Below are 22,965 nucleotides of genomic sequence, written 5' to 3'. Positions count from 1 at the left end.
CGCGGAAGGGATGCTTAAAAGTCATGCTTGCGAATGTTGCCGAGAACCTTCTGGAGGGTTCCGATGAAGGCCGTGTACTCGGCGTCATCGATGCCGTCGAACATGTGCTCGAACGCATCGTGCATGGCCGGCCAGGCGCGGTTGAACTCCTCGCGGCCGCTCTCGGTCAGAAAGATCTTGCGCGTGCGGCTGTCGTCCTGGCACGCCTCGCGCCGCACCAGCCCCTGCGTCTCCAGCGCATCGAGCGTGCGGCTCATGGTCGATTGCTCGATGACCGTGTAGACGGAGAGCTCGTTGATCGACATGCCGTCGCCGACGGCCAGCACCGCCAGCGCGCGAACCTGCGGCACGGTCAGCCCCTGCCGCCGCAGATCGAGCCGCAGGCTGGCATTGTAGCGGCCCATGATGCGGTTCATCAGATAGGGTGCGAACTGCTGCAGGCCGATCTGCCCCAGCGTCGTGACCCTTGGATTCCTGCCTTCGGCCCGCTCGTCCATCACAGCCTCTCCGCGAGTAGATAGCCCGAGCCACCGCCGAGACCAGCCCCGGGATGGGTCGATGCGCCGATATGATAAAGCCCGTTCACCGGTGTCCCGTGGTTCCTGCTGTCCTTGAACGGGCGCCACAGGAAGGACTGGTCCATGGTCGACGAGCCGCCATAGGGATCGCCGCCCACAAGGTTGACGTTCATGGCTTCCAGATCCGCCGGCGAATAGGCCCGCCGCGCGAGGATCGTCTCGCCGAAACCGTCGATATGCCGGCCGAGGATCGCCTCCACCCGGTCCGCATAGGCTTCGCGCAGCGCCGGCGTCCAGCTGCCGTCGGCCGGAACCTCGATCTGACCGACGGCGTCGCCGCGCACCTGCCGCGGCGCCTCGGGCAGTTGCAGCCACAGGATCGCCTTGCCGGGCGGACAGCGCGACGGGTCGAGCGCATGCGGCTGGCCGACGCAGATGGTCGGTTCGGCCGGCAGCATCCCGCGCAGCGCCTCGTTGCAGGCCTTCGAGACGCCGTCGAGGCCCGGCGTCAGGTGCAGCAGCGCCACCTCGCCCAGCCCCGCGCCGCGCCAGGCCGGCGGCCGGTCGAGCGCGTAGTGAAGCTGGAAATTGCCCTTGCCGTAGCGATAGCGGCGCGTTCCCGCCTGCGCTTCCGGCTGCGGCTTCGTCGCCAGAAGCCGTCCGTAGAGCTGGTCCGGCGTTACAGAGCAGGCGATCGTCGACGCCATGATCTCCTCGCCGGAGGCGAGCCGGACACCACGCGCCCTGCCGTTCTCCGTCAGGATCTCCGCAACGTCCGCGCCGGTACGGATCATGCCACCGCGCTCCTCGATCAGCGCCTGAAACGCATCGAGCAGCTTCTGCCCGCCGCCCTTGACCACCGGCGCGCCGGCGGCCTCCAGCGCGAAGGCGATCACCTTGCTGATCTGTCCCGAGAACGCATCCTCCGGCCCCAGCCCCGCATGCAGGGCCCAGGGCGCCCAGAGTGCGCGCGTCGTTTCGGAGCCGTAACTGCTCTCAAGCCAGCCGCGCGCCGGCGTCAGCGCCTCGCCGAAAAAGGCCGCCAGCGCCCGCGGGCCGCGCCGCCAGGCTTCGCCCGCCAGCAGCCGCGCCGTCGCGAGGCTCCACACCCGTCCACCGAGCAGGCCGAAGATCAGCCCGGCATTCTGTTCGACGGAGGCGACATCGGCCATGTACTGCGCGCCGTCGCCGGCTTCGGCGGCGTCGAACGCCGCCACATTCGCCGCGCGGTCGCGCCGATGGATGAGAAAATCGCCATTCGGCCGCAGCACGCCCGTCGGCGTATCGGAGTTGCAGAACTCCAGCCCGTGCCGTGCCAGATCGCTTGCCAGCGCCGCATAGGCCGGCGAGGTGACGAACAGCACGAAGGTGGTGGCCATCACGTCATGCGTGAAGCCCGGCTCGGTGATCGCCTCGGTGCGGATGCAACCGCCGATGCGCTCATTACGCTCGAGCACCAGCACGCGCCGGCCCTTGCCGCCCAGGAGGGCGGCGGCGACCAGCGCGTTGATGCCGCTGCCGACAATGATCGTATCCGGGTTCGGACCGGGGGCGGACATGGCGATATCCGGCCGCTCAGCCCTTGGAGACCAGCGCCAGCACGCGGCAGGGGCTGCCCGTGCCGTGCTCGATCTTCAGCGGCGCGGCGATCAGGATCGCGCCCTTGGCCGGCAGCCTGTCGAGATTGGCAAGGCTGGCCAGGCCGTAGCGGTTGGCCTTGTGCATCAGATTGTGCGCCGGGAAGGGCGGCTCCATGCCCCCGGCCTGGCCGGCATCGGTGCCGATCGTCTCGCTGCCCCAGCCGATCACGCCCTTGTCGATCAGATAGCTGATCGCCTCGGGCGTCGGGCCGGGAGAATGCGGGCCGGTCTCGTCGGCGTTCAGGAAGTCGGCTTCCGAGCCGTTGCGCTTGTACCAGTCGCTGCGCAGCACCACCCATTCGCCGGCCTGGATCGCGCCGTGCTCGGCTTCCCATGCCTTGATGTGATCGACGGTGAGCAGGAAATCGTGGTTCTCGGCCACCTCCTTCGAGCAGTCTATCACGTTGACCGGTGCGACGAAGTTCTTCGGCGCGATGGTATCGGTCGCGCCGTCCGGGAAATCGCGGCCGGTGATCCAGTGGATCGGCGCATCGAAATGGGTGCCGGAATGCTCGCCCACCTTGAGCCAGTTCCAGGCCCAGAACGGTCCCTTGTCGTCATACTCGGAGATCTTGTGGACCTCGATCTTCGGCGTGTCCACCGCCAGCTCCGGCGGCAGCTTGAGGAGCGGTGTGTTGGGGCCGAGCACGGCGGACAGGTCCACCACCTCGATCTTGCCCGAAAGAAGCTGGTCGGCGAACGCGCCGAGAGCGGACTGAGTCATGTTTCTCCTCCCAAGAAGCATCAGAACCCACGGCTGAGCGCCGTACATGCATTCAGGTGATCTAGACGAAAAAGAATGCATATGCAATTATCTTTGCTCCTGGGAGGGAGCTACCGCCAACGTGGATACCTACGACGCGATCATCATCGGCGCCGGTCACAACGGATTGGCCTGTGCGGCGCATCTGGCCAGGAAGGGCTGGTCGGTGTGCGTTCTGGAGCGGAATTCCGCCATAGGCGGCGCCGTCCGCACCGAGGAATTCACGCTGCCGGGATACCATCACGACTTCGGCGCGATGAACCTGAGCCTCTTTGCCGGTTCCGCGTTCCATAAATTATATGCAGATGAATTGAAATCGCATGACTTTGCGCTGGCGCCGGCCAGCGACTGCTTCGCCAGCGTCTTTCCCGACGGGCGCTGGTTCGGCGTCAGCACCGACATCGAGAAGACCGTTGCGCGCCTCGCCGCTCTGTCGCCGCGCGACGCGGACACCTGGCGGCGGCTGGTTGCCGAATTCCCGGGCGAGGCGGCGCTGATCTTCGCCGTCCTCGGCTCGCCCATGACGCTGCGGGCGCTCGCCGGGCTCGGCTGGAAGGCTTGGCGCTCCGCCGGCGTCGGCGGCTCGCTGAAGCTGGTGCGCCTGCTTCTTTCCTCGCCCCGCGCCTGGCTCGACGCCCATTTCGAGAGCGATGCGGTGAAGGCGACTTTGGCCGCCTGGGGGATGCATCTCGACTTCGCGCCCGACATCGCCGGGGGCGCCGTGTTCCCCTATCTGGAATCGATGGCCGGACAGGCATTCGGCCTCGTCATCGGCCAGGGTGGCGCCGACACCATGATCCGCGCCATGGAAGGCATGCTCAGGGCCGATGGCGGCGTCATCCGCACCGACGCGCCGGTCGAGGAGATCATCCGTGCAAACGGCCGCGCCACCGGCGTGCGGCTGGCAGGCGGCGAGGTTCTCGAGGCGCGCCGCGCCGTGGTGGCCACTGTCGCGCCCCGCGCCCTCGGCGCGGGTCTCCTGCCCGGCGGCAGCGGCGACGGGGCCTTCGACAGGGCGGCGCGCGGCTTCCGCCATGCCCCCGGCACGATGATGATCCACCTGGCGCTCGACGGCCTGCCGGACTGGTCGGCAGGCGCGGAGCTGCAGCGCTTCGCCTATGTGCATCTCGCGCCCTCGCTTGACATGATGGCGCGCACCTACCAGCAGGCCGTGGCCGGCGCGCTGCCGGACGAGCCGGTGCTTGTGGTCGGCCAGCCGACCGCAATCGACCCCTCGCGCGCGCCGGACGGCAAGCATGTGCTGTGGGTGCAGGTGCGCATGCTGCCCGCCGAGATCCGGTCGGACGCGGCCGGCCGGATCGTCCCGGAGGCGTGGGACGCCGTCAAGGAGGCCTATGCCGATCGCGCGCTGTCGATCATCGAGCGCTATGCCCCCGGCCTCTCGGCAAAGGTCCTCGGTCGCGCCGTCTTCTCGCCGCTCGATCTGGAACGGGAGAACCCGAACCTCGTGGGCGGCGACCAGATCTGCGGCAGCCATCACCTGTCGCAGAACTTTCTGTTCCGCCCGGCGCCCGGTTTCGCCGGCTGGAACACGCCGGTCGCGAACCTGCATCTGGCGGGCGCCGCGACCTGGCCGGGCGCCGGCGTTGGCGCGGCCTCCGGCTTCATGCTCGCCCAGCAACTGGGAGGGCGCTGACACCCGGACCTGACGACCAGACCAGCGACCACAACGATACCTGCAAACCGCAACGGGCTCGAGCCGGCGGCCAGCAAGGCAAACACAAGGGGAACCAAAATGAGCTGGACACCAAACAGACGACACATCCTGGGCTACGGCGCCGCCGCACTCGGCGCGACGGCATTCGGCCTGCCGGTCTCGGCGCGCGCCGCCGGCGAGGAACTCACCATCGCCTACAACGTCAACCTGCCGTCCTGGGACCCGACCACCGGTCCCTCGGCGGTCAATCCCACCGTTCAGGGCTTCTACCAGTCGGTCTTCGACCAGTTCATCGCCCAGAAGCCCGATCTCTCCTTCGCCCCCGGCCTGATCACCGAATGGGGTTGGAGCGACGACCGCAGCAAGATCCACATGACCGTGCGCGAGGGCGTCACCTGGCATGACGGCTCGCCCTTCACGGCGGAGGATGTGGTCTGGTCGCTCGAACGCGCCGCAAAGGCGGAAACCGGCAACCCGATTCAGTTCGTCTGGTCGAAGGTCGGCAATTTCAGCATCGACGGCAACAGGATCACCGGCGATGTGCTCTCCTTCGAGCCGACCCTGTTCAAATGGATGTCGTTCCTGACCGGCTATGTGCTGCCGAAAGCCTATTACGAGAAGGTCGGAGCCGAAGGGTTCGAGGCCGCGCCCATCGGCACCGGCCCCTACATGGTCGACAAGTTCGAGCGCAACGCCTTCCTGCGCCTGAAGGCCAACCCCAACTACTGGGGCGGCAAGCCTGCCTTCGAGAACGTCACCATCAAGTTCGTGACCGATGCCGCCAGCCGCGTCGCCGAAGTGGAATCCGGCCGCTCGCAGGTGACGCTGGAAATCCCCTACGAGGAATATGACCGGCTGATCGCCAAGGACGGGCTTGCCGGCGCCGCCACGCCCATTTCCGACATCGGCATGATCTTCCTGAATGACATCGACGTGATGACCGACCGCAATGTGCGCCAGGCCGCCGTCATGTCGATCGACAAGAAGCTGCTGGTCGACCGCCTGCTGCGCGGCTACGGCAAGCCCATCGACACGCTGGAAGCGCCCGAATACGCCGCCTTCGACGACAGCATCAAGGTGCCCTACGATCCCGACAAGGCGCGCGCGCTGCTGGCCGAATCCGGCTATTCGACCGACAACCCGGTAAAGTTCAAGATCCAGACCACGCGCGGCTTCAAGCCGAAGGATTACGAGATGATCCAGGCCATCGTCGGCATGTGGCGCAAGGTCGGCATCGAGGCGGAGATCGAGGTCTACGAGATCGCCAAGCATTTCGAGCTGCGCGCCGCCGACCAGCTCGCGCCCGCCGCCTTCTACAACTGGGGCAACGCCATCGGCGACCCGACCACATCGACCGGCTTCGCCATGTACGGCCCAAGCCCCCACTCGGTCTGGGACGGGCAGGACGTGATCGACATGATCAACCCGCTCTGGGGCGAGGCAGACGAGGCCAGGCGCATCGACGGCTGGAAAGCCGTGTCGAAGCACATTGCCGAGCAGGCCTATGTCATCCCGCTGATCCAGTATGTGCAGCCGATCGTCCATGCGAAGGGCGTCAATGTGGTGCCGCACATCTCGGGCGCCCTGCTGCCGGCGCTGATGACGCCCGCCTGACCTTGCCGAGATAAACTGGCCGGCGGGACTCTGCGCGATCCCGCCGGCGCTTGTCCTGAAATCTGGATTCGCATGTGATTCTGCAAAAATTCCTGCTGCGTCTCATCACCATGGCGGTGACGCTGTTCGGCGTCGCGGTCGTGGTCTTCATCGTCATTCGCGTGGCCCCGGGCGACCCCATCGCCATGATGCTGCCGCCCGGCGCCGGACCGGAGGACATCGCGCGCCTGCGCGCCCTCTACGGTCTGGACAAGAGCCTGCCGCACCAGTTTCTCATCTGGCTCGGCGGCGTCGTTCAGGGGGATTTCGGCACCTCGATCTCGCTGCGCCAGGACGTACTGTCCCTTGTGCTCGGCCGCCTGCCCGCGACGCTGGAACTCGCCACCGTCGCATTGCTGATCGCTCTGATCATCGGCGGGCCGCTCGCCGTCATCGGCGCGCGCGAGCGCGGCACCGCGGTCGAGGCCGGCATCGACGTGGCTGGAGGCGCGGCCTTGTCCATCCCGGATTTTCTCTGGGGCCTTGTCCTGATCCTCCTGTTCGGCGTTCTCGCGCCGATCTTCGAAATCTCCGGCCGGGTATCGCCCAGTCTCGACCTGCCGTTCTCCACCCAGTTCTATCTGGTCGAGAGCATCCTCCGGCTACGCTTCGACCTCACCGCCGACCTGCTGTCGCACATGTTCATGCCGGCGCTCGCCCTGGCGCTGCCGCTTGCCGCCATCATCACCCTGCTGCTGAAACAATCGCTGAAGGAGGTGATGGACCTCGATTATGTGGTTCTGGCGCGCGTGAAGGGATTTTCCGAGACGCAGGTCATCCTGCGCGAGGCCCTGAAGAACGCCGCCCTGCCGACCCTCACCCTGATCGGCGTGCAGTTCACCTTCCTCATCGGCGGCACGGTGATCGTCGAGCGCCTGTTCTCCTACGAGGGGCTCGGCAACATGGCCATCGACGCGGTGATCAACCGCGACCTTCCGCTGATCCAGGGCATCGTCCTCGTCTTCGCCCTGATCTTCGTGCTGATCAACCTGGCCGTCGATCTTTCCTACGCTCTCCTGAACCCGAGATTGCGCCATGGATAGCGCCCGCATCACCCGTCGCTCCGGCGCGCGTCTCTGGCTTGCCGGCTTCTGGCTGGCGCTCGTCTTCATTGCCGCCGTCGCCGCGCCCCTCCTCGCGCCGCAGGATCCGCTGGCGCAGGACCTCCTCTACGAGCGCCTGCCGCCCTTCTGGATGAACGGGTCTGAATCCGGCTATCCATTGGGCACGGACAGCCTCGGCCGCGATCTGCTCTCGCGCCTGATCTACGGCGCGCGCATCGCCGTTCTGGTCGCCTTCACCGCCGCCCTCTCGGCCTGCGTCCTGGGATCGGCGCTCGGTTTGATAGCCGGCTACTACGGCGGCTGGGCGGACCGCATCATCTCGCGGATCGTCGATATCTGGATGGCCTTTCCGCCCGTCCTGTTCGCGATCCTGCTGGTCGCCGTGCTGGGCACCGGCCTGCACTCCGTCATCATCGCCATCGCCGTCATCGACTGGACCCGTTTCTGCCGCGTGGTGCGCGCCGAGACAATGGTTCAGGCCCGCATGGACTACATCGAGAACGCCCGCATCGCCGGCTTCGGCCGCTGGCGGATCATGCTGAGCGAGGTGCTGCCGAATGTCCTGCCGCCCATCGTCGCCCTTCTGTCGCTCGAGATGGGCATCGCCGTGATCGTCGAGGCCATCCTGTCCTTCGTCAACCTGTCCATCTCGACCGACGATCCGACCTGGGGCGGCATCATCGCCGAGGGGCGCCTGTCGATCCATCAGGCCTGGTGGATTCTCGTCTTCCCGCTGGTAACCCTGTTTCTCACCGTGCTCTCCTTCAGCCAGTTCGGCGAAGGGCTGAAAAGCCGCTTCGACCCGGTGCTCCGATGAACGCCAGACCGTCCTGCCTTTCCATCAGCGGCCTGACGGCCATCCTGCCCAATGGCAGCCGCGTCCTGCGCTCCGTCTCGCTCGACGTGAAGCCCGGCGAGGTCCATGCGCTGGTCGGCGAAAGCGGCGCCGGCAAGAGCATGATCGGCAAGGCCCTGCTCGGCGTCCTGCCGCCCAGTGTCCGGCAGGTTGAGGGGTCCATCGCCCTGGAGGGAACGGAGCTGGAGACGCTCGGCGCCGCCGCGCGACGCCGCCTGATCGGCGCCCGCACCGCGCTCATCCCGCAGGATCCCCTGACGGCACTGAACCCGTCGCGCCGGATTGGCCCGCAGATGTCGGATCGGCTGACCCACATCCTCGGCTGGCCGGCCGAGCGTGCCCGCAACCGCATTCGCGAGATGCTGGCCGAGGTGCATATCCGCGAACCCGACCGCGTCATCGCCGCCTATCCGCACGAGCTTTCCGGCGGCATGCGCCAACGCGTGCTCATCGCCGCCGCCTTTGCCGCCGAACCGCGCCTGATCGTCGCCGACGAGCCGACCACGGCGCTCGACGTCACCGTGCAGAAGCAGATCCTGCGGCTGATCGCCGATCTGCAGCGCCAGCACGGCACCGCGATCCTGTTCGTGACCCACGATCTCGGCGTGGTGGCCAAGATCAGCCAGAGCGTCACCGTTCTCTATGCCGGCATGGTGGTCGAGCGCGCGCCGACGCCGGCACTCTTCGCCACGCCGCAGCATGCCTATACCAGGGCGCTGATGGCGGCGACACCGCGCTACACGGACCCGGCCTCCAGCCTGCAGCCGGTCGGCAGCGCGGTTCTGGCGGAGCTCGCGCTGGAGGTGCAGAACGCAGACAATGAGTGGAAGCGCGCGCATGGCTGATCCCCTGTTCACCGTCCGGGGATTGAAGGTCTCCCTGCCCGACATGACCCGGAAGCCGCTTCTCGGCTCCGCCCCCATGCTCGACATCCTCCATGGCCTGGATCTCGCCATCGAGCGCAACTGCATCACCGGCACACGAGCTTTCCGGCGGCATGCGCCAACGCGTGCTCATCGCCGCCGCCTTTGCCGCCGAACCGCGCCTGATCGTCGCCGACGAGCCGACCACGGCGCTCGACGTCACCGTGCAGAAGCAGATCCTGCGGCTGATCGCCGATCTGCAGCGCCAGCACGGCACCGCGATCCTGTTCGTGACCCACGATCTCGGCGTGGTGGCCAAGATCAGCCAGAGCGTCACCGTTCTCTATGCCGGCATGGTGGTCGAGCGCGCGCCGACGCCGGCACTCTTCGCCACGCCGCAGCATGCCTATACCAGGGCGCTGATGGCGGCGACACCGCGCTACACGGACCCGGCCTCCAGCCTGCAGCCGGTCGGCAGCGCGGTTCTGGCGGAGCTCGCGCTGGAGGTGCAGAACGCAGACAATGAGTGGAAGCGCGCGCATGGCTGATCCCCTGTTCACCGTCCGGGGATTGAAGGTCTCCCTGCCCGACATGACCCGGAAGCCGCTTCTCGGCTCCGCCCCCATGCTCGACATCCTCCATGGCCTGGATCTCGCCATCGAGCGCAACTGCATCACCGGCATCGTCGGCGAATCCGGTTCCGGCAAGTCGACGTTCGGCCGCGCCCTGGTCCGCCTGCTCGAACCAAGCGCCGGCAGCATCGCCTTCGACGGCCGGGAAATCGCCCATCTGCCGGAAACGGAACTGAAGCCGCTGCGCCGCGATCTGCAGATGATCTTTCAGGATCCGATGTCGTCGCTCAATCCGCGCCGCACCATCGGCGCGATCATCGCGGCGCCGATGCGCCATCACGGCCTCTCGGACCGCATCGGCGAACGCGTCGCCGCGGCGCTGACCCGTGTCGGCCTGCCGGAGGATTTCGCTTCGCGCTACAGGCACCAGCTTTCCGGCGGACAGCGCCAGCGGGTCGGCATCGCCCGCGCGCTGGCGCTCGAGCCGAAATTCGTCCTCGCCGACGAGATCGTCTCGGGCCTCGACGTCTCGACACAGGCGCAGATCCTGACCCTGCTCGATCAGCTCGCCAGCGAAATGGGCCTGACCATCGCCTTCATCAGCCACGACCTCTCCGTGATCCGCCGGCTGTGCAGGAACACCATCGTCATGCGCGCCGGCCGCATCGTCGAGGCCGGCCCGACGGAAGCCCTGTTTGCCGCGCCGCGCGAGGACTACACGCGCGAGCTGATAGCCGCGATACCGCTGCCCGAGATCGACGACGACTGGCTCACGCGGTGAAGTTTGCACAGCCCACCGCACGGGCGGGATGTCCAAGCCGGTTTCCCGTGATATTGAGCGGATATGGCGCAGAAGAAAGCACATGAAGTCGATCGATGGCTGGCCCAGCCCGAAAAGGCGGCCCGCATCGTCCTGATCTACGGCCCCGACCGTGGCCTTGTCAGCGAGCGCGCGCGCCGCTTTGCGGAAGCCACGAAGCTCCCTCTCGACGACCCCTTCACCACCGTGCGCCTCGACGCCGCGGAAGTGGAGCAGCAGCCTGGCAGGCTGGCCGACGAGGCGCTGACCGTGCCGATGTTCTCACCGCAGCGCCTGATCTGGGTGAAGGGTGCGGGAAACCAGAAGGCGCTCGTCGCCGACATCACCGCCCTTCTGGAAGCGCCGCCGGCCGATTGCATCATCCTTGTCGAGGCCGGTGACCTGCGCAAGGGCGCGTCCCTGCGCTCGGCGGTCGAGCGCGGCAGCAGCGGCATGGCGCTTCCCTGCTACGCCGATGACGGGCGCGGCATCGACGCGGTGATCGACGAGGCGTTGGGCGCCGCAGGCCTCGGCATCGCGCTGGACGCGCGCCAGCTCCTGAAGGCCAATCTCGGCGGGGACCGGCTGGCGACCCGCGGCGAGCTCGAGAAACTGGCGCTCTACTGCGCCGGCAACGGCCAGGTGACGGCGGAGGATATCCGCATGCTCACGGGCGATGTCTCCGGCCTGAGCGCCGACGAGGCTGTCGATGCCGTCATCGTCGGCCAGTTCAAGGCATTCGACAGCGCCTTTCGCCGTTTCCTGACGGCCGGCAATCCGCCCTTCCTAGTGCTTTCCGCGACGCTGCGGCAGATCCACGCGCTGCAGGCCCTGCGCCACGCCATGGATACCGGCGGGCAGTCGGCGAGCGCGGCGGTCGCCTCTGCGCGCCCGCCTGTCTTCTTCTCACGCCGCAAGACCGTCGAAACGGCTCTGAGCCGCTGGAGCAGCAGCGCGTTGCAGAACGCCGGCGAGCGCCTGCAGGCCGCGATCCTGCGCACCCGGCAGAAACCGGCATTAGCCGTGCCGATCGCCCGCCAGGCTCTGATGGCGCTCGCCATAGAGGGCGCGCGGGGCCGACGTTAACCTTCGGCTAACCATAATTCTCCGACAGGACAGCCGGGAATAGGCGCAGACCCAACTCCAGTAGAACTGCAAAAAGACTAAAAAACAGAGAGATAGGTCGCCGCTGATCTACTGCTTCAGCAGGCGACAGAGCTCATCGAGCTGCTCCAGGCTGCGATAGGCGATGCGCATCTCGCCGCCGCGTTCCTTGTGGTTGATCACCACCTTCAGGCCGGTCTGGTCGCTGAGAAGCTTCTGCAATGCCAGAGTGTCGGCATCCTTCTCCTTGCGCTCCTTGCCGCCATCCGGAGACTGGGCGGGAGGCGGGGCGCTGGCCAGCGCCTCGGCCTGCCGCACGGAAAGGCCTTCCTCAACGATGCGCCGCGCAAGGCCAAGCGGGTCTTCCGCCGTCACCAGCGTCCGCGCATGGCCGGCCGACAGGGACCCGTCGACGATCAGATCACCGATCACGTCCGGCAGCTTGAGCAGCCGCAGCGTGTTTGCCACATGGCTGCGGCTCTTGCCGATCACCTGGCCGAGGTCCGCCTGGGTATAGCTGTGCTCGTCGATCAATTGCTGGTAGCCGCGCGCCTCCTCCAGCGGGTTGAGGTCGGCGCGCTGCACGTTCTCGATGATCGCCAGTTCCAGCGCCGCCTTGTCGTCCACTTCCCGCAGGATCACCGGCACTTCGTTGAGCCCGGCCTTCTGCGCCGCCCGCCAGCGGCGCTCGCCGGCGATGATCTCGAAACGGCCGGGGGCGGAACCGGAGCGGACCACCACTGGCTGCACGATCCCGTGTTCGCGGATCGACTGCGCCAGATCGCTGAGATCCGCCTCGATGAACTGGCGGCGCGGGTTACGCGGGTTGGGGGAGATGAACTCGATCGGCACGGCCCGGTCGGCGCGCACTGGCTGCTGCCGGGCCGCTTCGGGCTTGTCCATCTCGCCGATCAGGGCCGCGAGGCCCCGTCCGAGGCGTTTACGTGAGGGATCTTCGTTCATCTTACAACACCACCAAGCACCAGACTGACATGTTTCGCAACGGCACCCCCGCCACCATGCTACGCGGCCCGCAACCGCCGCTCGCGACGGATCACCTCCGAAGCGAGTTGCAGATAGGCCTGGCTGCCCGAGCATTTCAGGTCATACAGGATCGCCGGCTTGCCATAGGACGGCGCCTCCGAAACCCGGACATTGCGCGGAATGACCGTATCGTAGACCGTGTCGCCCATATGGGCGCGCACATCCTCGACGACCTGGTTCGCCAGATTGTTGCGACGGTCGAACATGGTCAGGACAATGCCCTGGATGCCCAGATTCGGGTTGATCGACCCGCGCACCTGCTCGACGGTCTCGAGAAGCTGGCTCAGGCCCTCGAGGGCGAAGAACTCGCACTGCAGCGGCACCAGTACCGAATCGGCGGCCGCCATGGCATTCAGCGTCAGCAGATTGAGCGACGGCGGACAATCGACCAAGACGTAAGAGTAAGGATAGGCCTCGTCCCTCAGCGCGTTGCGCAGCTTCAGAACGCGGTCCGGCGCGCCGGAGATTTCCATCTCGATGCCGAGCAGATCGAGCGTCGAGGCCACCACGGACAGGCCGGGCACCGCAGTCTCCATCGCCGCCTCGATGAGGCCGGCGCGGCCGGTCAGCACGTCATAGGAGGACACATGCCGCTCCTTGCGGTCGATGCCCAGGCCGGTGCTGGCATTGCCCTGCGGGTCGAGATCGACAACCAGCACGTTCTCGCCGATCGCCGCCAGGGCCGTGGCGAGATTGATCGCCGTGGTGGTCTTGCCGACCCCACCCTTCTGGTTTGCCACCGTGATGATTCGCGTTCCGCTGTGCATCGCTGCTGGTACCCCGAATGAACCTATACGGAAGGTTTGCGCGACGCCGCTCCCGGCGAAATTCGACGTGGGTTACTCACTTCCAGAATAACAGCGGCCGCATCAACCTTGTCAGCATGTTCTACCAGATCGAATCGCCACTCGTTAATGCTTTCTTCAACTTCGCGCCGGTAATCCCGGCCTTTGTGGAACAGCGCGCGCGCACCATGTGCCAGCCACGGCTCCGTCAGTGCAAGCAGCAGCGGCAGCGGCGCCAGGGCGCGGGCCGTAACGACTTCGGGGGTTCCGGTCAGTGCGTAGCTGTCCTCGATTCGCCGGGCGTGGACGCGCGGTGCGATCCCCACTTCGTTCAGCGCCGCCACGAGAAATGCCGCTTTCTTGCGATTGCTCTCCACAAGTTGGACCGAGCAATCGGGCCGGTCGCCGAGCAGGATCGCGATCACCGCACCAGGAAATCCGCCACCCGAACCGACATCCACCCAGTGCTTCGCTTCGGGCGCCAGGCGCAGGAGCTGCGCGCTGTCAAGGATGTGCCGCTCCCAGAGCGCGCCAAGTGTCGACGGTGCGGACAGATTGATGCGCTTCGCCCAGCGCTGAAAGACCGCCTCGAAGGCCGTCAGGCGATCGAATGTTTCACGTGAAACCGGACCGGCGATTGTCTGCAGTTGTGCAAACCGTTCGGAACTCACGCCACGCCTCGTTCAAGGTCCATCTGTCGTATCATCGCGATGATCAAGGCAAGCGCCGCTGGCGTCATGCCGTCGATCTTCTGCGCGTCGGCGACGTTGCGCGGCCGGCGCAGTGCCAGCTTCTGCTTCAACTCATTTGAAAGTCCGGGGACGGCGGAGAAGTCGAGGTCTCCGGGAATCTCCCGCGCTTCCTCGCGGCGCAGCATCGCCGCATCATTGCTCTGCCGTTCCAGATACACGGCATAGCGTGCTTCGGTTTCCAGCTTCTCACATAAAAGAGAAGGAATTTCAGACAGTTCCGGCCATATTCGGGTGATCCGCGCCAGATCGACATCCGGATAAGACAGGAGGTCGTAGGCGCTGCGCCGCACCCCGTCACGGTTGAGCATGATGCCATGCTTCGCCGCCTCGTTCGGGCTGATGGACCGGCTCCGAATCAGTTCCCGCGCCGCGGCGAGCCGTTCCTCCTGCTCGGAGAAGCGGCGCGCGCGCTCGGCGGAGGCGATGCCCAGGCGAATCGCGAGCGGCGTCAGCCGCGCGTCCGCATTGTCGGCCCGCAGGGAGAGGCGATACTCCGCCCGCGACGTGAACATGCGGTATGGCTCGCTGACACCCTTCGTGACGAGGTCGTCGACAAGGACACCGATATAGGCGTCCGCCCGGCTGAGAACCACCGCATCGCCCCCCGAGGCGCGATTGGCCGCGTTGATGCCGGCGAGAATACCCTGCGCCGCGGCCTCCTCATAGCCGGTGGTTCCGTTGATCTGCCCGGCCAGGAACAGGCCCTTCACCTTCTGCGATTCGAGCGACGGCGCCAGTTCGCGCGGATCCACGTGATCATACTCGATGGCATAGCCGGGCTGCAGGATCACGGCGCGCTCAAGCCCGGGTATCGTTTTCAGCAGCGCTTCCTGCGCATCCTGAGGCAGCGATGTCGAGATGCCGTTCGGATAGACCGTATCGTCGTCGAGCCCTTCCGGCTCGAGAAAGATCTGGTGTCCCTCGCGATCGCCGAACTTGACGATCTTGTCTTCGATCGAAGGGCAGTAACGCGGGCCGATGCCGTCGATGGCGCCGGAATACATCGCCGAGCGATGCAGATTGGCGCGGATCACCGCATGCGTTTCGTCGGTGGTGCGTGTGATACCGCAGGCGATCTGCGGGTTGACGATGCGGTTCGTCAGCAACGAGAACGGTGTCGGATCGTCGTCGGCCGGTTGCATGTCCAGCCCGGACCAGTCGATGGTGCGGCCGTCCAGCCGCGGCGGCGTGCCCGTCTTCAGGCGTCCAAGCCGGAAGCCCGCTTCCTCGAGCGAGCCCGAAAGGCGCATGGCCGCCTGCTCGTTCATCCGGCCGGCAGGAATAGTCTTCTCACCGATGTGAATCAAGCCGCGCAGGAACGTGCCGGTCGTCAGGACGATTGCCGCGCATTGCAGACGCCGTTCGCCGGAGATGATCAATCCGGAAACCTGGCCTTCACTGATCGAGAGCTCCAGCGCCTCGCCTTCGATGACATCGAGACCCGGTTGCTGGCGCACCGCATCCTGCACGGCAAGCCGGTAGAGCTTGCGATCCGCCTGGGTGCGCGGGCCGCGCACGGCCGGTCCCTTGCGGCGGTTGAGCAGGCGAAACTGTATGCCGGCCGCATCGGCAGCGCGGCCCATGATCCCGTCGAGCGCATCGACTTCTCGAACGAGGTGACCTTTGCCCAGCCCGCCGATGGCCGGGTTGCACGACATGACGCCGATCGTGTCGGCGCGCAGCGTCACCAGCGCCGTTCGAGCGCCGGTGCGCGCGGAAGCGGCCGCTGCCTCGCAACCTGCGTGACCGCCGCCGATCACCACCACGTCATACTGTTCAATCATGGCCTGTCCCTGCCTGAACGCAGGGTGCCGCTGCGGTCGGTTGCGCGCGATTGTCCTGCTTCTGAGATCAGAATGGCGGAGACATGTCCCCTTATCGCTGCTGCGTCAAGGGACGCGGTGCAAGAATACGTTTCACGTGAAACAATCTTTCGCTATTGTCGCCACCCCGCGCATCAGTGTTTCACGTGAGTCAGCCCCCATCCGGCGTGAATGTTTCACGTGAGTCACGGACGGCGACGCGGCACTCCGTGTTTCACGTGAGTCACTTGCCGATGCAGAACTGCGAGAAGATCGTATCCAACAGGTCTTCAACGTCAATCGTCCCGGCAATACGGCCAAGCGCGTCCGCCGCCAGACGCAGTTCTTCCGCGCGCAACTCCAGGTCAAGGCCATTCATGTCAGCCGCGCGGCGCGCATGCCGGATGGCTGCCCGTATCAGGCGCACATGCCGTTCCCTGAAGGGAAGCAGGTCGGCGGCGCGGCGCGTGCTCGTTCCGCTGATCGTCCCGATCTCGGAAAAGAGTGCATCCAGCCCTTCTCCCGACGCCGCCGAAACCGCGCAGTCATAGCCGTCCGGCAGGAGTCGTCCGGCCAGAAGATCGATCTTGTTGGCGACGCGGATGTGACGGGCATTCTCCGGCGGCGCGACGGGCTGCGGATTGTCTGCATCCTCGAGCAGAAGGATCAGGTCGGCATCGCGCGCGCGGTCCATTGCGCGGTCCATGCCCATCGCCTCGATGCGCCCCGGGTTCGCACGGATCCCCGCCGTATCGGTAACGATCACCTTTGCGCCGCCGATGTCCAGAACGGCCTCCAGCACATCGCGCGTCGTTCCCGGTTCGTCGGTGACGATGGCGATGTCGCGCCGCGCCATGGCGTTGAGCAGGCTGGACTTGCCGGCATTTGGCGCTCCGAGGATCACGACCCGGAAACCGTCGCGGATGATCTCGGCATCGCGATAACCGTCGGCATGCTTCGCCATCTGCGAACAGAGGTCTTCGATCTCCCGCCAGGCCATGCCGGAAACCGATCCCGGCACATCCTCCTCGTCGGCGAAATCCAGCTCTGCCTCGATCATCGCCCGGGCGCGGATCAGGGTCCGCCGCCAACCGGCGTAGAGCTGCTGATGCCGGACATCGCCGCTTGCCAGCGCAAACCGGTGCTGCGCCTCGGTTTCGGCCGCGATCAGATCGGCCAGTGCCTCGGCACCGGTCAGGTCCAGCTTGCCGTTGAGGAAGGCCCGCCTGGTGAACTCGCCCGCTTCCGCCGCACGGAAGTCCGGACGATGGCCCAGCAGGTCAAGCACCGCCTGCACCACGGCACGCCCGCCATGCAGATGCAGTTCGCCGCAATCCTCACCGGTAAAACTGTGCGGCGCCGGGAAGAACAGGATGAGGCCCCGGTCCAGCAGAGCGCCGTCCTCACGACGGATATCCGTCAGCCGCGCGCGGCGCGCCGGAGGAACCTCCCCCGCCATCGCTGCCAGCGCATCGGTCACGCCGGGGCCCGACAGGCGGATGATCGCGACGCCGGCCGGCAGCCCGCCGCTCGAGAGTGCGAAGATCGTTTCGCGCATCTGCATTTGCCCTGTCATCGAAAGCGCCCTACCGTCCCCGCTCTGATCCCTGTCGCCGATCGAATCTCATGAGGCCCCGCCGTGCTGCCAGCCAGGAACCTGCTTGCCGAGGAAACCAGTCCCTATCTTCAGCAGCACAGGGACAATCCCGTCCACTGGCGCGCCTGGTCCCCCGAAGCGCTGGCCGAGGCGCAGGCGCTCGACCGGCCCATCCTGCTCTCCATCGGCTATGCCGCATGCCACTGGTGCCACGTCATGGCGCATGAATCCTTCGAGAACGACGCGGTGGCCGCCGTCATGAACCGACTTTTCATCAATATCAAGGTAGATCGGGAGGAACGCCCGGAGATCGACCAGATCTACATGGCCGCGCTGGCGGCCACCGGGGAGCAGGGCGGCTGGCCGCTGACCATGTTCCTCACGCCGGACGGCAGTCCGTTCTGGGGCGGAACCTACTTTCCGCCGGAGCCGCGCTTCGGCCGGCCGGGCTTCGTCCAGGTGTTGCAGGCAATCGATGCCGCCTGGCGGGAGAAGCGTCACGAGCTGACGAAAAGCGCCGGGAACCTCAAGGCCCATGTCCAGGCGAGCCTCGCGCCGCCGCCCGGAGAGCCGCCGGAACCGGACGCGATGCTGCGTGACCTCGCGGCGCGCGTCCACGGCATGATCGATCCGGCGCTTGGCGGCTTGCGCGGCGCGCCGAAGTTTCCGAACGCCCCCTTCATGAAGATCCTCTGGCTGGATGGCATCCAGCACGGCGACCGGACGCGGATCGAAGCCGTCGCCGACAGTCTTCGGCACATGCTGTCCGGCGGGATCTATGATCACGTCGGCGGCGGCCTTGCCCGCTATGCCGTCGATGATCGCTGGGTTGTCCCGCATTTCGAGAAGATGCTCTACGACAATGCGCAGCTCCTGCAGCTTCTGTGCTGGGTCTACGCCCGGACGCACGATCAATTGTTCCGTATCCGAATCGAAGAGACCGTGGATTGGCTCCTGCGTGAGATGCGCGTCGACGGCGGTGGATTCGCATCGAGCCTCGATGCGGACACGGATGGCGAGGAGGGGAAGACCTATGTCTGGTCCCGGCAGGAGCTGGGCGAAGTGCTTGGCTCGGAGGCCGGGGCTTTTCTGGATGTGTTCACCCTGGAGAAGCCAGCCGACTGGCATAGGGACCCGATCCTGCACAGGCTCAATCATCCCGCCGCTACCGATCCTGCGTCGGAGACCCGCATGCGCACGCTCCTCGACAGGCTCCTGGTCGCCCGGCAGGCCCGGCCGCAGCCTGGGCGCGATGACAAGTTGCTGGTCGACTGGAACGGGATGACCATAACAGCGCTCGCGACCGCGGGACGGCTGCTCGACCGGCCCGACTGGACCCAAGCCGCTCGGACCGCATTTCGTTTCGTCTGCGAATCGATGGAGAACGGCCGCCTGCCCCACAGTATACGTGGCGACAAGCAGCTGTTTCCCGCGTTGTCCAGCGACTATGCCGCGATGATCTCCGCCGCAACGGCGCTTTACGGCGCCACCAGCGACGATGCGCTGTTGCAGCAGGCGCGGAAATGGGCCGGCCAGCTTCAGCGCTGGCACCAGGACAAGGCGGGTTCGGGCTTCTACATGTCGGCCTCCGATTCAGGCGACGTGCCCATGCGAATCCGAGGCGACGTGGATGAGGCGATCCCTTCCGCCACCAGCCAGGTGATCGAAGCCCTTGCCGCCCTGGCCACGCTTACCGGTGACGAGGAGATGACAGGCCTTCTGCATGAAACCGCGCGAACCGCGCTCGGCCGTGCCGCCAGGCAACCCTATGGACAGGCCGGCACCGTTCATGCGGCTTCTGTGGCGGTTTCGGCCCGCAAACTGGTGATGGTCGAGCCGGCGGGGAGCGTAGTGTTCATTCCGGTAGCGAATCGAAACCCTGATCCGAGGCGTTTCGACAGCGTTGTTTCGACAGGCGGAGAGAAGGTAACTCTGCCGGGTGATGTGGTAGTGGATACCACGCGCCCCGCAGCCTATCTGTGCATCGGCCAGACCTGCCTGCCGCCCTTTACCGAGCCTTCGGCGCTCGAGGAAGCGCTGCGCGAGTAACGGCGGAAGACATGGTTAACTGGCGCTTAACGCGCCGGTCCATGATCACGTGTTCATCGAATCGAAGAACTCGGAATTGGCCTTGGTCTGCTTCAGCTTGTCGTTGAGGAACTCGATGGCGTCCGTGGTGCCCATCGGCGCCAGGATGCGGCGCAGGACGAAGATCTTCTGCAGGTCCTGGCGCGCGATCAGCAGGTCTTCCTTGCGGGTGCCGGACTTGAGGATGTCGATCGCCGGGAAGATGCGCTTGTCGGCCACCTTGCGGTCGAGCACGATTTCCGAGTTGCCGGTGCCCTTGAACTCTTCGAAGATGACTTCGTCCATGCGGCTGCCGGTATCGATCAGCGCCGTCGCGATGATGGTCAGCGAACCGCCTTCCTCGATGTTGCGCGCCGCGCCGAAGAAGCGCTTCGGGCGCTGCAGGGCATTGGCGTCCACGCCGCCCGTGAGAACCTTGCCGGAGGACGGCACGACGGTGTTGTAGGCGCGGCCGAGGCGCGTGATGGAATCGAGCAGGATCACCACGTCGCGTCCATGCTCGACCAGCCGCTTGGCCTTCTCGATGACCATCTCGGCCACCTGCACGTGCCGTGACGCCGGCTCGTCGAAGGTCGAGGACACCACCTCGCCCTTCACGGAGCGCTGCATGTCGGTCACTTCCTCGGGACGCTCGTCGATCAGGAGAACGATCAGGAAGCATTCCGGATGGTTCGACGTGATCGAATGGGCGATGTTCTGCAGCAGAACCGTCTTGCCGGTCCGCGGCGGCGCGACGATCAGGCCGCGCTGGCCCTTGCCGAGCGGCGCCACCAGGTCGATTACGCGCGCCGACAGGTCCTTCGTCGTCGGGTTCTCGATCTCCATGTTCAGCCGCTCGTCGGGATAGAGCGGCGTGAGATTGTCGAAATGGATCTTGTGCCGGATCTTCTCCGGATCCTCGAAGTTGATCGTATTGACCTTCAGCAGCGCGAAATAGCGCTCGCCTTCCTTCGGGCTGCGGATCGGTCCTTCGACCGTGTCGCCGGTCTTCAGCGAGAAGCGGCGGATCTGCGAGGGCGAGATGTAGATGTCGTCCGGGCCGGGCAGATAGTTGGCGGTCGCCGAGCGCAGGAAGCCGAACCCGTCCTGAAGGACCTCGACCACGCCCTCGCCGATGATCTCGATGTCCTGCGTCGAGAGCTTCTTGAGGATGGCGAACATCAGCTCCTGCTTGCGCATGATGCTGGCGTTCTCGACCTCGAGCGATTCGGCGAACGCGATCAGATCGGTCGGCGATTTGCTTTTCAGCTCTTGGAGTTTCATTTCCTGCATGTGGCGGACTCTGGAAAAGGCGGTGGAATGATGGAGATGCGGCGGATACGGGGCCGGCCAGCTTCACTCGATACGGAAGGGATCGGGGAACCGGACAAAAAGGAAGGAACCGTGTTTTATCGCTGTCCTTGCCAAAGAGCAAGATAGCCTAGCCGGTACCGTTGTCGAATGCGGCTTCGGATTCCAGTATCAGAAGGGTTTGACGATAACAAGGATGACGATGACGATCATCAGCAGCGTCGGGACCTCGTTCATTATACGCCAATGACGCGCCGGCCGCGTGTTTGCATCGGCCGCGAAACGACGCACGGCGCCCGAGAAATAGCCATGCACGCCCGACATCGCGAACACCAGCGCGATCTTCGCGTGCAGCCAGCCCCCCTGGAAGCCGAATCCCTTCCAGGCGAGCCACAGGCCGAGCACCCAGGTCACCATCATCGCCGGATTGATGATCAGCCGCAGCAGGCGTCCTTCCATCACCTTGAAGGTCTCGGACTGCTGCGATCCCGGCTCGGTCTCGGCGTGATAGACGAAGAGCCGCGGCAGATAGAGCATGCCGGCCATCCAGGAGATGACCGCGATCACATGGATCGCCTTCGCCCACGGATAGAAGCCGTCCGGATCGAAATAGAACAGAAGCGCCGCCAGAACGGCGAAGATCGCCAGCGCGACAAAGGCCCTCAAGGCTGCTTTCCTTCCACCCGTGTCCTGCCGAGCAGCCATCATCCCTGCTCCCTGACGCGTTTCAGCATCGCTTCCACATGGGCGATCGGCGTGTCCGGCGTGATTCCATGTCCGAGATTGAACACAAAGGGACCATCCTTCAGGCCGCCGACGATCGCATCCACGGCCTCGAGCAGAGCATCCCCGCCGGCCACCAGCCGCAGCGGGTCAAGATTGCCCTGCACCGCGCCTTCGGCCTGCAGGCGCCGCGCCGTTCCCATCGGCACGGTCCAGTCCAGTCCAAGCGCCGTCACCCCCGTCTGCCGGCGGTAACCGGCATAGAGCGCACCCGCACCCTTCGGAAAGCCGATGATCGGCACATCGGGATGCGATTCCCGCACCCGCGCCACCATCCGCGCTACCGGCCTGACACACCAGCGCTCGAAGGACAGTTCGTCGAGAACGCCGGCCCAGGAATCGAAGATCTGCACCGCATCCGCGCCTGCATCGATCTGGCGCACCAGATGATCCGCCGAGCAGTCCGCCAGAAGGCCGATCAGCGCGGCAAACGCCTCCGGCTCCCGGTGAGCGAACAGCCTGGCCGGTGCCTGGTCTGGCGTTCCGTGCCCGGCGATCATGTAGGTCGCCACCGTCCAGGGCGCACCGCAGAAGCCGAGCAAGGTGGTTTCGTCGGGAAGCTCCTTCCGCAGACGACGCACCGTCTCATAGACCGGCGCCAGATGATCACGTGCGCCTGCGTCGTCGAGCTTGGCGATACCCGCCGCGTCAATCGGCGTCATCAGCGGCCCGCGGCCTTCCTCGAAGCGTAGGTCGCGGCCGAGCGCATGCGGCACGACGAGAATGTCGGAGAACAGGATCGAAGCGTCGAACCCGAAGCGCCTGATCGGCTGCAGCGTCACTTCCACGGCCAGATCGGGATTGTAGCACAGGTCGAGAAAGCTCCCCGCCTGTTTCCTCGTTTCCCTGTACTCGGGCAGATAGCGTCCCGCCTGCCGCATCATCCATGCAGGTGGCGGAAAGACGGTCTCGCCTCTCAGCACGTCGAGGATTCGTCGTTGCCCCATCAGGCTGCTCCACAGTCAGGAGTCAAAGATAATTCTCTATGAGGAATCTATTGATTCTATGAGTCTGTTTGTAACGTGGATTCAATTCTGTCCACGGAAAGCCGCCGGATCCGGCCGGGCCAATTGCCGCGCCCTCGACGTTCCCACTGCTTGAGAAGAACGGGGATCGTCTGGATTCCTGTTTGCTGGTCAGGCGCTTGGCCGATCCTGATCATCTCTTCCCCTGTGCATCATCTTGAGCTTTTTCCGGAGTGACGATTGTTCTCCACATTGGTGGTCTCCGTTCCACAGAACCCGCCGCTGTGGATGAATCGGCTCGTTTTTCAAAGGGGCCAGCCTCGCCAATCGCCGCGCCGCGCGTTATCAA

The 22,965-nt window shown here is 65.7% G+C and carries 19 protein-coding genes and 1 pseudogene; 9 read left to right on the top strand and 11 right to left on the bottom strand.

Annotated elements, in window-relative coordinates; translation table 11 throughout:
• Nucleotides 1–14: 14 nt before the first annotated feature.
• From NA2_RS09730 to NA2_RS09720, 3 genes are read right to left on the bottom strand one after another with little or no spacing between them, the layout of a single operon-like run.
• A complete protein-coding gene (locus NA2_RS09730) occupies nucleotides 15–497 on the bottom strand; it encodes a MarR family winged helix-turn-helix transcriptional regulator (RefSeq protein WP_008596516.1) in 483 nt (160 codons plus the stop codon).
• Entirely contained in the window at nucleotides 497–2,077 is a 1,581-nt protein-coding gene (locus NA2_RS09725; protein WP_008596515.1) for a phytoene desaturase family protein, read from the bottom strand. The genes NA2_RS09730 and NA2_RS09725 overlap by 1 nt, the downstream gene beginning before the upstream one ends.
• A 16-nt stretch (nucleotides 2,078–2,093) precedes the next feature.
• Nucleotides 2,094–2,882 (bottom strand): cyclase family protein, encoded by a 789-nt coding sequence (locus NA2_RS09720; RefSeq protein ID WP_008596514.1) that lies wholly within the window; start codon nucleotides 2,880–2,882, stop codon nucleotides 2,094–2,096.
• A 121-nt stretch (nucleotides 2,883–3,003) separates the two neighbouring features.
• Between NA2_RS09720 and NA2_RS09715 the strand changes: the two genes are divergently transcribed.
• From NA2_RS09715 to holA, 8 genes and pseudogenes are all read left to right on the top strand, one after another.
• Nucleotides 3,004–4,578 (top strand): phytoene desaturase family protein, encoded by a 1,575-nt coding sequence (locus NA2_RS09715; protein ID WP_008596513.1) that lies wholly within the window; start codon nucleotides 3,004–3,006, stop codon nucleotides 4,576–4,578.
• Nucleotides 4,579–4,677: 99 nt separating this feature from the next.
• Complete coding sequence (locus NA2_RS09710; RefSeq protein WP_008596512.1) at nucleotides 4,678–6,213, top strand: ABC transporter substrate-binding protein; 1,536 nt, start codon at nucleotides 4,678–4,680, stop codon at nucleotides 6,211–6,213.
• 74 nt (nucleotides 6,214–6,287) lie between these two features.
• Complete coding sequence (locus tag NA2_RS09705) at nucleotides 6,288–7,295, top strand: ABC transporter permease (protein WP_008596511.1); 1,008 nt, start codon at nucleotides 6,288–6,290, stop codon at nucleotides 7,293–7,295.
• Complete coding sequence (locus NA2_RS09700) at nucleotides 7,288–8,133, top strand: ABC transporter permease (protein ID WP_008596510.1); 846 nt, start codon at nucleotides 7,288–7,290, stop codon at nucleotides 8,131–8,133. The genes NA2_RS09705 and NA2_RS09700 overlap by 8 nt, the downstream gene beginning before the upstream one ends.
• On the top strand, nucleotides 8,130–9,017 hold the full coding sequence (locus tag NA2_RS09695) for an ABC transporter ATP-binding protein (RefSeq protein ID WP_008596509.1): 888 nt from the start codon (nucleotides 8,130–8,132) through the stop codon (nucleotides 9,015–9,017). Before NA2_RS09700 ends, NA2_RS09695 begins: the two co-directional genes overlap by 4 nt.
• A gap of 125 nt (nucleotides 9,018–9,142) precedes the next feature.
• Nucleotides 9,143–9,583 (top strand): annotated as a pseudogene (locus tag NA2_RS09690) (AAA family ATPase); the annotation flags it as partial.
• Complete coding sequence (locus NA2_RS09685; RefSeq protein WP_008596507.1) at nucleotides 9,576–10,388, top strand: ATP-binding cassette domain-containing protein; 813 nt, start codon at nucleotides 9,576–9,578, stop codon at nucleotides 10,386–10,388. The pseudogene NA2_RS09690 and the gene NA2_RS09685, both read left to right, overlap by 8 nt.
• Before the next feature lie 63 nt (nucleotides 10,389–10,451).
• Complete coding sequence (gene holA, locus NA2_RS09680; RefSeq protein ID WP_008596506.1) at nucleotides 10,452–11,492, top strand: DNA polymerase III subunit delta; 1,041 nt, start codon at nucleotides 10,452–10,454, stop codon at nucleotides 11,490–11,492.
• Between the two features lie 108 nt (nucleotides 11,493–11,600).
• Here holA and NA2_RS09675 read toward each other — a convergent pair whose 3' ends face one another.
• The 5 genes from NA2_RS09675 to mnmE form a co-directional block, all read right to left on the bottom strand.
• Entirely contained in the window at nucleotides 11,601–12,473 is an 873-nt protein-coding gene (locus NA2_RS09675) for a ParB/RepB/Spo0J family partition protein (RefSeq protein WP_008596505.1), read from the bottom strand.
• Nucleotides 12,474–12,532: 59 nt separating this feature from the next.
• Entirely contained in the window at nucleotides 12,533–13,321 is a 789-nt protein-coding gene (locus NA2_RS09670) for a ParA family protein (protein WP_008596504.1), read from the bottom strand.
• Nucleotides 13,322–13,344: 23 nt separating this feature from the next.
• The gene (gene rsmG, locus NA2_RS09665; RefSeq protein WP_008596503.1) at nucleotides 13,345–14,010 is read right to left on the bottom strand and encodes a 16S rRNA (guanine(527)-N(7))-methyltransferase RsmG; all 666 of its coding nucleotides are present in this window, start codon (nucleotides 14,008–14,010) and stop codon (nucleotides 13,345–13,347) included.
• Nucleotides 14,007–15,875, bottom strand: coding sequence for a tRNA uridine-5-carboxymethylaminomethyl(34) synthesis enzyme MnmG (gene mnmG, locus NA2_RS09660; protein ID WP_008596502.1), 1,869 nt, complete (start codon nucleotides 15,873–15,875; stop codon nucleotides 14,007–14,009). Before mnmG ends, rsmG begins: the two co-directional genes overlap by 4 nt.
• A gap of 262 nt (nucleotides 15,876–16,137) precedes the next feature.
• Complete coding sequence (gene mnmE, locus NA2_RS09655) at nucleotides 16,138–17,469, bottom strand: tRNA uridine-5-carboxymethylaminomethyl(34) synthesis GTPase MnmE (RefSeq protein ID WP_420798701.1); 1,332 nt, start codon at nucleotides 17,467–17,469, stop codon at nucleotides 16,138–16,140.
• A 63-nt stretch (nucleotides 17,470–17,532) separates the two neighbouring features.
• On the opposite strand from mnmE, the gene NA2_RS09650 reads away from it, so the two are divergent.
• Nucleotides 17,533–19,539, top strand: a complete 2,007-nt coding sequence (locus tag NA2_RS09650; protein ID WP_008596500.1) for a thioredoxin domain-containing protein — start codon at nucleotides 17,533–17,535, stop codon at nucleotides 19,537–19,539.
• Nucleotides 19,540–19,584: 45 nt separating this feature from the next.
• On the opposite strand, the gene rho is transcribed toward NA2_RS09650, so the two are convergent.
• The 3 genes from rho to hemE form a co-directional block, all read right to left on the bottom strand.
• Nucleotides 19,585–20,850 carry a transcription termination factor Rho gene (rho, locus tag NA2_RS09645; RefSeq protein WP_086005960.1) on the bottom strand — a complete coding sequence of 422 codons (1,266 nt, stop codon included), beginning with the start codon at nucleotides 20,848–20,850 and terminating at the stop codon, nucleotides 19,585–19,587.
• A gap of 189 nt (nucleotides 20,851–21,039) precedes the next feature.
• Nucleotides 21,040–21,573, bottom strand: coding sequence for a protoporphyrinogen oxidase HemJ (gene hemJ, locus NA2_RS09640; protein WP_157188187.1), 534 nt, complete (start codon nucleotides 21,571–21,573; stop codon nucleotides 21,040–21,042).
• Entirely contained in the window at nucleotides 21,573–22,598 is a 1,026-nt protein-coding gene (hemE, locus tag NA2_RS09635) for a uroporphyrinogen decarboxylase (RefSeq protein WP_008596497.1), read from the bottom strand. The genes hemJ and hemE overlap by 1 nt, the downstream gene beginning before the upstream one ends.
• Nucleotides 22,599–22,965 lie beyond the last annotated feature (367 nt).

Origin of the sequence: Nitratireductor pacificus pht-3B (assembly GCF_000300335.1) — a bacterium.
GTDB classification, from domain to species: domain Bacteria; phylum Pseudomonadota; class Alphaproteobacteria; order Rhizobiales; family Rhizobiaceae; genus Nitratireductor; species Nitratireductor pacificus.
This window is presented reverse-complemented; position numbering and strand designations above follow the sequence as displayed.

Excerpts from the sequence above, each read along its gene's own strand:
- holA (WP_008596506.1), top strand. The coding sequence starts at position 10,452 with ATGGCGCAGAAGAAAGCACATGAAGTCGATCGATGGCTGGCCCAGCCC.
- NA2_RS09685 (WP_008596507.1), top strand. The coding sequence starts at position 9,576 with ATGGCTGATCCCCTGTTCACCGTCCGGGGATTGAAGGTCTCCCTGCCC.
- hemJ (WP_157188187.1), bottom strand. The coding sequence starts at position 21,573 with ATGGCTGCTCGGCAGGACACGGGTGGAAGGAAAGCAGCCTTGAGGGCC.
- mnmE (WP_420798701.1), bottom strand. The coding sequence starts at position 17,469 with ATGACAGGGCAAATGCAGATGCGCGAAACGATCTTCGCACTCTCGAGC.
- NA2_RS09725 (WP_008596515.1), bottom strand. The coding sequence starts at position 2,077 with ATGTCCGCCCCCGGTCCGAACCCGGATACGATCATTGTCGGCAGCGGC.
- NA2_RS09695 (WP_008596509.1), top strand. The coding sequence starts at position 8,130 with ATGAACGCCAGACCGTCCTGCCTTTCCATCAGCGGCCTGACGGCCATC.
- NA2_RS09670 (WP_008596504.1), bottom strand. The coding sequence starts at position 13,321 with ATGCACAGCGGAACGCGAATCATCACGGTGGCAAACCAGAAGGGTGGG.
- rho (WP_086005960.1), bottom strand. The coding sequence starts at position 20,850 with ATGCAGGAAATGAAACTCCAAGAGCTGAAAAGCAAATCGCCGACCGAT.
- NA2_RS09675 (WP_008596505.1), bottom strand. The coding sequence starts at position 12,473 with ATGAACGAAGATCCCTCACGTAAACGCCTCGGACGGGGCCTCGCGGCC.
- NA2_RS09720 (WP_008596514.1), bottom strand. The coding sequence starts at position 2,882 with ATGACTCAGTCCGCTCTCGGCGCGTTCGCCGACCAGCTTCTTTCGGGC.
- NA2_RS09730 (WP_008596516.1), bottom strand. The coding sequence starts at position 497 with ATGGACGAGCGGGCCGAAGGCAGGAATCCAAGGGTCACGACGCTGGGG.
- hemE (WP_008596497.1), bottom strand. The coding sequence starts at position 22,598 with ATGGGGCAACGACGAATCCTCGACGTGCTGAGAGGCGAGACCGTCTTT.
- NA2_RS09710 (WP_008596512.1), top strand. The coding sequence starts at position 4,678 with ATGAGCTGGACACCAAACAGACGACACATCCTGGGCTACGGCGCCGCC.
- NA2_RS09700 (WP_008596510.1), top strand. The coding sequence starts at position 7,288 with ATGGATAGCGCCCGCATCACCCGTCGCTCCGGCGCGCGTCTCTGGCTT.
- mnmG (WP_008596502.1), bottom strand. The coding sequence starts at position 15,875 with ATGATTGAACAGTATGACGTGGTGGTGATCGGCGGCGGTCACGCAGGT.